This window comes from Gemella sp. GH3 (assembly GCF_013415425.1).
Lineage (GTDB): Bacteria > Bacillota > Bacilli > Staphylococcales > Gemellaceae > Gemelliphila.
Map to the genome: position 1 here is coordinate 1 of NZ_JACBYC010000107.1, position 427 is coordinate 427.

A 427-nucleotide genomic window follows, 5' to 3' on the forward strand; every position below is an offset into this window, starting at 1 on the left:
GCAAGCACATCGGCAAGCGAATCAGCATCAATGAGTGCATCAGTAAGTGCAAGTACATCAGCGAGTGAATCAGCATCAACAAGTGCATCAGTAAGTGCAAGCACATCAGCAAGTGAGTCGGCATCAACGAGTGCATCAGAATCTGCAAGTACGTCGGCAAGTGAGTCAGCATCAACGAGTGCATCAGAATCTGCAAGTACGTCGGCAAGTGAGTCGGCATCAATGAGTGCGTCAGAATCTGCAAGTACATCAGCAAGTGAATCAGCATCAACGAGTGCATCAGTAAGTGCCAGCACATCAGCAAGTGAATCAGCATCAACGAGTGCATCAGTAAGTGCAAGTACGTCGGCAAGTGAATCAGCATCAACGAGTACATCGATTAGTGCAAGCACATCAGCAAGCGAGTCAGCATCAATGAGTGTGTCAG

Annotated in this window: 1 protein-coding gene; it reads right to left on the bottom strand. The window is 48.0% G+C overall.

Annotated elements, in window-relative coordinates; translation table 11 throughout:
* A partial coding sequence (locus tag HZY83_RS04025) for a hypothetical protein (protein WP_179942788.1) occupies window positions 1-427 on the bottom strand: 427 nt, incomplete at both ends.